6 protein-coding genes are annotated in these 6,361 nt (G+C 37.5%); 2 read left to right on the top strand and 4 right to left on the bottom strand.

The window, feature by feature from the left end; all coding sequences use genetic code 11:
- Nucleotides 1–342: 342 nt before the first annotated feature.
- The 4 genes from JEM65_RS16980 to JEM65_RS16965 form a co-directional block, all read right to left on the bottom strand.
- Nucleotides 343–1,449, bottom strand: a complete 1,107-nt coding sequence (locus tag JEM65_RS16980; RefSeq protein ID WP_199602198.1) for a serine hydrolase domain-containing protein — start codon at nt 1,447–1,449, stop codon at nt 343–345.
- A gap of 460 nt (nt 1,450–1,909) precedes the next feature.
- The gene (locus JEM65_RS16975) at nt 1,910–2,389 is read right to left on the bottom strand and encodes a DinB family protein (RefSeq protein WP_199602196.1); all 480 of its coding nucleotides are present in this window, start codon (nt 2,387–2,389) and stop codon (nt 1,910–1,912) included.
- On the bottom strand, nt 2,379–2,696 hold the full coding sequence (locus tag JEM65_RS16970; RefSeq protein WP_199602194.1) for a hypothetical protein: 318 nt from the start codon (nt 2,694–2,696) through the stop codon (nt 2,379–2,381). The genes JEM65_RS16975 and JEM65_RS16970 overlap by 11 nt, the downstream gene beginning before the upstream one ends.
- 392 nt (nt 2,697–3,088) lie before the next feature.
- Nucleotides 3,089–3,772 (bottom strand): protein NO VEIN domain-containing protein, encoded by a 684-nt coding sequence (locus tag JEM65_RS16965; protein WP_199602192.1) that lies wholly within the window; start codon nt 3,770–3,772, stop codon nt 3,089–3,091.
- 341 nt (nt 3,773–4,113) lie between these two features.
- On the opposite strand from JEM65_RS16965, the gene JEM65_RS16960 reads away from it, so the two are divergent.
- Together JEM65_RS16960 and JEM65_RS16955 are read left to right on the top strand one after the other, a co-directional pair.
- Nucleotides 4,114–4,941, top strand: a complete 828-nt coding sequence (locus JEM65_RS16960) for a tyrosine-type recombinase/integrase (protein WP_233530710.1) — start codon at nt 4,114–4,116, stop codon at nt 4,939–4,941.
- Nucleotides 4,941–6,092, top strand: a complete 1,152-nt coding sequence (locus JEM65_RS16955) for an IS91 family transposase (RefSeq protein WP_199602190.1) — start codon at nt 4,941–4,943, stop codon at nt 6,090–6,092. Before JEM65_RS16960 ends, JEM65_RS16955 begins: the two co-directional genes overlap by 1 nt.
- Nucleotides 6,093–6,361: the final 269 nt, after the last annotated feature.

The following is a 6,361-nucleotide window of genomic DNA, read 5'->3' as shown; positions in this document are numbered from 1 at the left end:
TATAAAGCATCCAAGGTCCATTTCTTATAGTTCATATCTCAAATGTATAAATTTGAAATCTAAAATAGCACTCCCAACTAATTGGGGGCCAAATAAGCCCAAACTTTAAAATGAAACGACAAAAACCAGGCGTCCTAAATTCAAAACACAAGCAAAGCGCTTAACAAGTTATAGAACAAGAGGGTTCTATACTACTTGGCCGCCCAAAACAGCACAACCTCCAAATATCCTCCCCTTAACCCAACGTTTTACCCATAGACGGCAAATCAACCGGATTCGTCAACACAAAATTCAGCTCTGGCCTACCCCGCTAAGGCGGGACAGGTGCGGCGAGCCGAATTCTTAGTAATTGGCATTAGTTTTTTCCGCTAAATTTTCATCGATAATACCAGCAATCTTATTTATAACCTTATTCCTAATTGGGGCATTTTTCAATCCATTTGTTAAGACAATAATTGTCATATTTTGATTTACGAATTTTCTATAGCCAGTTACCATACCTCCTGTAAATCCAAATGAAATTTCGTTGTTTGACGAATATTGTTGCCAACCGTATAAGAACTTGTCTTTTTTATTCTCAAAATAGAACGGTTCCTTATATGCAAAGTGTGTCCACATTTTATTTTTAGTAGTTGGTTGAATAAATTCATTATTATCGAACTTTTTGGTCCATTCAATAAATTGATTCAAGGTTAAGTTTATTCCACCCGCAGAGTTAGCTCTTTTTCCAAAATCGAAATTTAATTTCTCCCAATTTTGGGAACTACTATTAAATTCATATTTGAAACTTCTATTAGGAACTGGTTCAATGAAATTGGAAGAAAGCAAAATACTGTTGTTCGAAAACTGTTTTTCTGTTACAAAACTCTCGTAACTTTTTTTAGTAACCTTTTCAATGATTTTTGTTAGAAACCAAAAGTTCGTTTGATTATACTCCCAACGCTCTCCTATTTTAAAACGCAATTCATTTTGGATTAAATTTTTCATTGTAATTGTGTCCGAAATTTCTCCATTCATTACCTCGTAATCTGGAAGTCCTGATGAATGGGTCAACAAGTTCTTTACTTCAATATTTTCCCATTCTATAGGTAAGTTATCTATGTATAAAGTTATTTTATCATCGAGGTGAATTTTGTCTTCTTCAATTAATTGAAAAATCGCTGTAGATGTTATAAGTTTAGAAACAGAATAGAGCGGGAAGATGGTTTCTTTATTAACTGGTTTATCGTTTAGATTTTCTTTCCCTAAATAATTTTCATAAATCACTTTTCCGTCTTTCATGACGGCAACTGCTAATCCGAGAGTGTTTTTAACTTCTGTTTTTAAATAGTCGTTTATTTCATTTTGTTTTTCAATTGTTAGCTGTTGTATATTCTCTTTTTTTTCATTTTTACATCCAATATTAAAAAGAATGAAAAGGAAAAATATTAATGATTTTATTTTATTCATTGATGAAGTTTCTTTAGATGATTAGGTTTTTTTTTAATTAGTTCAACATGTGTACATATAACACAGAGTGCCACACATATTCCCTATGCACCCCATGCTATTTTCTTTTTGCCGTTCTCAAATGTACCCGATTCCTGAAAAGCATCCAAAGGCCCATTTCTTATAGTGCATATCTCAAATGTATAAATTTNNATCTAAAATAGCACTCCCAACAAATTGGGCGCTACATTAGCCGCAACTTTAAAACTAAACGACAAAAACCAGGCATCGTAAATTCAAACCACAAGCAAAGCACTTAACAAGTTATAGAACAAGAAGGTTCTATACAACTTGGTCATCCAAAAACAGTGCGACCTCCAATCATCCTACCCTTAACTTAACATTTTACCCACAGATGGCAAACCAACCGGATGCGTCAACACAATAGTCACCTCTGGCCTATCGGCGTGCCGAATACTGCTTAGTTATTACCCGAAGTTTTTTGGTATATGCTTATCAATTTTATTTGTGCCATATGATAATGTAGATGCTCACCAATTCCGTGGAATTGTATATACCAAGGTGAGAATTCTGGAAATGGGTTATTGTTAAGTTGGTTGTCCTCGAATTCTTCGATGTGATTTATAAGATTTTTAAAAGTATCATTCTTTAGCTTCAGGCTATCGGCCCAATCGACACTTTTCAAACGAGATTGTGATGGCCAATTTTCTTCTGTGCTTAATTCGATATTGTTCCCCTTGATTCTTTCAATAATTAGAATATCCGTCGTAATTAAATGTCTTACAATTTGATGAATTGTGTTATTAAAACCATCTATTTTTAAATTTACATCATTTGGATTTATTTCAGCAAGAATAGTTTCATAATTATCTCCTGTCCAACAATTACCATAATGAACGCTTTTTAATAAATTCACAATTCTATGGATTTCAGCTCTCATAGACATAAGTTTCATAATGGGTTACAAATTCTTCAAAACCCAATAGATATTTTTTGTCTTCTGGATAATATCTCGCTTTTTCAAAATCCTTCCCAGCAAACATCTTAATGCTATCATAAGAATCCCATTCTGTGACCGTCAACATATGACAAATATCGTCTTCAAACCGAAGTAGAATTTTAGCTGAAAGATTTCCTTTCACTTCCTGGTAATTCTTTAAACCTGTTTCTTCAACATAAGTTTTATAGACTTCTGAGTGCTCTTTTTTGACTTTTCCGTGCCAAATTCTTGTAATTGTTTTTTGCATAATATTGGCTTTTAAATTGCAGGTAATATATAACACAGAGAGCCATATATACCCCCTATCCACCCCATGCCATTTCTGTTTGCCGTTCTCAAATATATAAATTTGAAATCAAAAATAGCACTCCCAACTAATTGGGTGCCAAATAAGCCCTAACTTTAAAATTAAACAGCAAAAACAAGGGATCCCAACTTCAAACCACAAGCAAAGCACTTAACAAGTTATAGAACAAGAGGGTTCTATACTACTTGGCCACCCAAAAACAGCACAACTTCCAAACACCCTTACCTTAACCCAACGTTTTACCCATAGACGGCAAACCAACCGGATTCGTCAACACAAAATTCAGCTCTGGCCTATCGGCGAGCCGAATTCTTAGTTATTAGCTGTAGTGCTTACTCCTTGTAGATTCTCGCACCAATTCTTTCTTCTATAATTAACTTGTCATTCTCAATATTTGTCCAATAATTTAATTCAGAATGATAACTAAAGATTTCAAGCTTTGGTTCAGACAATGCGTTTGTTACAATACACAATTTATATTTGTTTTTATATTCATTCGATTTTTGATATTCGTTAGGACTTAGTTCGATAGAAACTATTTTTCCAGAAAGTCCTTTAACTTCTAAAAGCAAAGTTTCTTTGTCGTTCGATGCTTCTAAATCCCAACCAACATTATCCTTTTCTTTCGAAATTACAATATAATCTAATTCCTCAAAGTGTTTAATTGTTTTTTCTACTGCGGAAATTTCTACTTGTTGCCTTTTAAAAACATCTATTTGTCTTTGTAAAGGTCTTTTGCTTTTGTCATTTCGTTCAATATAATAATCTCTGAATTTTGTGAATGCATTAAAATGACTTGAGTAATCCTTATGCCAATTTTCTGGCTTATCTATTAATTCTCGAATTTTTCCTAAATCAGTATTTATGTCATAAATTCCATCTCCAATTAAATTCAGATTTTTATTTAGAGCATTTAGTCCAGTTACATATTGAGTTCCTGTAGTTAAAGGTTTTCCTGTTTTTTTTGAAATATAAATCGTTTCTAACCAAACTTTAAATTTTTCCGATGTTGTCATTTAGTTCGTGAAGTTTTTTTTGCATTACAGCTAACGGTTTGTATAAGATTAGTACGGGATTAATAAGCAGTAGCCACCCGATACTAACTAAAGATAATTAAAAGGCAAAACTGTATAAATAGGCACTAAACCCGTATTAATTTTATACTGTGTTGAACGAATCCTCCCTACCGGTCGGAAGCCCTCCTGCACCTTTCAGATCGGATGTTGTTTTTGTAAATGTAATAGATTTATTAATTTGTAGCTAAATTTTAAATCTAATATCATGTTTAAAAAAAAGTAAAACCATTGCTGAACGTGCTTTTGAGGAGGTAGCGGGTTTCAGTACACTCCAGAACAGATTGGAGCAAAGCTTTTCCATTAACGGCAAGGCCAAAAGCACCCTGAACAATTACCTCCGATGTCTGGCACATCTTGCCCTGCACTATAAAGAAAGCCCGGAAAAGCTTTCGGTGGAAAAGATTGAGGACTATCTTTATTATTGCCAAAAACTTCACAAAACGCCTTCTGAAAGTTTCTTCAAGCATACCATTTTCGGACTCAGGGCCGCCTACAAAGTTATGGGGATGGAGGCCAAGCGCGTGGCCCTGCCGCAGATCAAGCGCGATTTAAAACTGCCAACGGTCTTGAGCCAGGAGGAAGTGAAGCGTTTTTTAAAAGCGCCCAAATACCTCAAGCACCGTTTGATTATTGGAATGCTTTACGGCTGTGGACTTCGCAGCTACGAACTTTTCAATCTCAAATTGGCAGACATCGATTTTGATCGCAGAACGGTCTTTATCCCCAAGAAAAAAGGGAAGATCGACCGCTATGTCCCTTTAAGTAAATATCTGGTCAGAGGGCTAAAGAAATATATCAGAACGGAAAATCCCCAAGGCTATCTTTTCAACAGTCAGGTCACCAAAGATGGAGCAGCTCGGGGGTTGACCACCAATGGGATCCGATGGGTCATCAAGGAAAACCGCAGTAAAATAGGCAGTTCCAAAAAGATAACCGCCCACACCTTGCGGCACACCTTTGCCACGCATCTGTTGGAATATGGCGTTGACATTGTCAGTCTAAAAGAACTTTTGGGCCATGCGCATATCGAGATGACCCTGACCTATCTGCATGTGGCCAATCTGCCCAGTGGTTCGAAGTTCTCTCCACTGGACAAGCTCTACGACTGATGCGCCCCAAACATACGGTAGCCGACGTTTTGGAAATGGAGCAGCTACAGCTCAGAAATTTGAGCCTGACCTCTTGGCATTACCGTGCCCTGCAGGCCATAAGAAGGTGCCGAACCAAAGCTATGGGCGGACATATTGATAAATGCGATTGTTGCCACGCGTTGCACATCAGTTACAATCCCGATAGCTATCGGGACAGGAATAGGCATTGCCCGACCTGTCAGGGACACAAACGCGAAGAGTGGATCAGGGCAAGGGAAGGCGAACTTTTGAATGTTCCCTATTTTCATGTGGTGTTTACTCTTCCAAGCGAGTTTAACAGTTACGCATTGAGCCACGGCAAAATAGTGTACGGCAGTCTGTTCAGAGCTGCTTGGCAGACCTTACAGCAGTTTGGTGACAATCCCAAGCACCTTGGTGGGAGAATGGGGATGATTGCAGTGCTCCATACTTGGGGTCAAAATATGAGTTTACACCCGCACTTGCACTGCATTGTCCCGGGCGGTGGTTTGAGCAGATCAGGACAATGGAAAATAGCAAAGAATAACGGCAACTACCTGTTCAACGTAAAATCCATGAGCCAAGTGTTCAGGGCAAAATATATCGCAGAGCTTAGAAAAAGTGACATAAAGATCCCTCAGAAAATTTACAATGAAGTGTTCGGTAAAAAATGGGTGGTCTATGCCAAACAACCTTTTAGAAGCCCAAAATATGTAATTGAATACCTGGGCAGGTATACCCATAAAATAGCGATCAGCAACCATCGGATCACAGATGTAGATCGTAAAAGCAGAAGCGTGAGCTTTAATGCCAAAGATTACCGACGTGCAGGAAGAAAAGTCGACTTGACCCTGTCAAGCCAGGAGTTTATCAGGCGCTTTGCCCTGCATATCCTGCCCAAGGGATTTACCCGAATACGGCATTATGGTATTTTGAGCAGCAGCTGGAAAAAAGAGAAGTTGCCAAAACTACAAACCGAATTGGCTACGGTAAAGAGGGATCCTCTAAAAACAAAAGAACCGCTTTTGCACCGCCGATGCCCTGTCTGTAAAAAAGGGAGACTGCATACTATTTTGTTGTTCAATGATCGTGGGCCTCCCGAGAATTGGCAAGTTTTACTGAAAGATAGAAAATTGAATAGGAGTAATTAAAAATTATCTGCACATGCGGACTGGCCCTGCTATGCATTAACTTTAAAATTGAACGATAAAAACCAGAGATTGTAAATTGAAACCACTAAAAAACCACGGAGAATGTCAGAAAATAATTGAACTCTATGCATTCTGACCAAATCAATCACTGAGCAACTTCCAAATATCCTTCCCTCAACCCAACGTTTTACCCATAGACGGCAAATCAACCGGATTCGTCAACACAAAATTCAGCTCTGCCCTATCGGCGAGCCGAATTCTTAGTTATT

Source organism: Gelidibacter salicanalis (assembly GCF_016469035.1).
Taxonomy (GTDB): Bacteria; Bacteroidota; Bacteroidia; order Flavobacteriales; family Flavobacteriaceae; genus Gelidibacter; species Gelidibacter salicanalis_A.
The sequence above is the reverse complement of the archived record's forward strand: the minus strand, read 5'-3'. Positions and strand labels throughout refer to the sequence as shown.

Excerpts from the sequence above, each read along its gene's own strand:
- JEM65_RS16970 (WP_199602194.1), bottom strand. The coding sequence starts at position 2,696 with ATGCAAAAAACAATTACAAGAATTTGGCACGGAAAAGTCAAAAAAGAG.
- JEM65_RS16975 (WP_199602196.1), bottom strand. The coding sequence starts at position 2,389 with ATGAGAGCTGAAATCCATAGAATTGTGAATTTATTAAAAAGCGTTCAT.
- JEM65_RS16955 (WP_199602190.1), top strand. The coding sequence starts at position 4,941 with ATGCGCCCCAAACATACGGTAGCCGACGTTTTGGAAATGGAGCAGCTA.
- JEM65_RS16965 (WP_199602192.1), bottom strand. The coding sequence starts at position 3,772 with ATGACAACATCGGAAAAATTTAAAGTTTGGTTAGAAACGATTTATATT.
- JEM65_RS16980 (WP_199602198.1), bottom strand. The coding sequence starts at position 1,449 with ATGAATAAAATAAAATCATTAATATTTTTCCTTTTCATTCTTTTTAAT.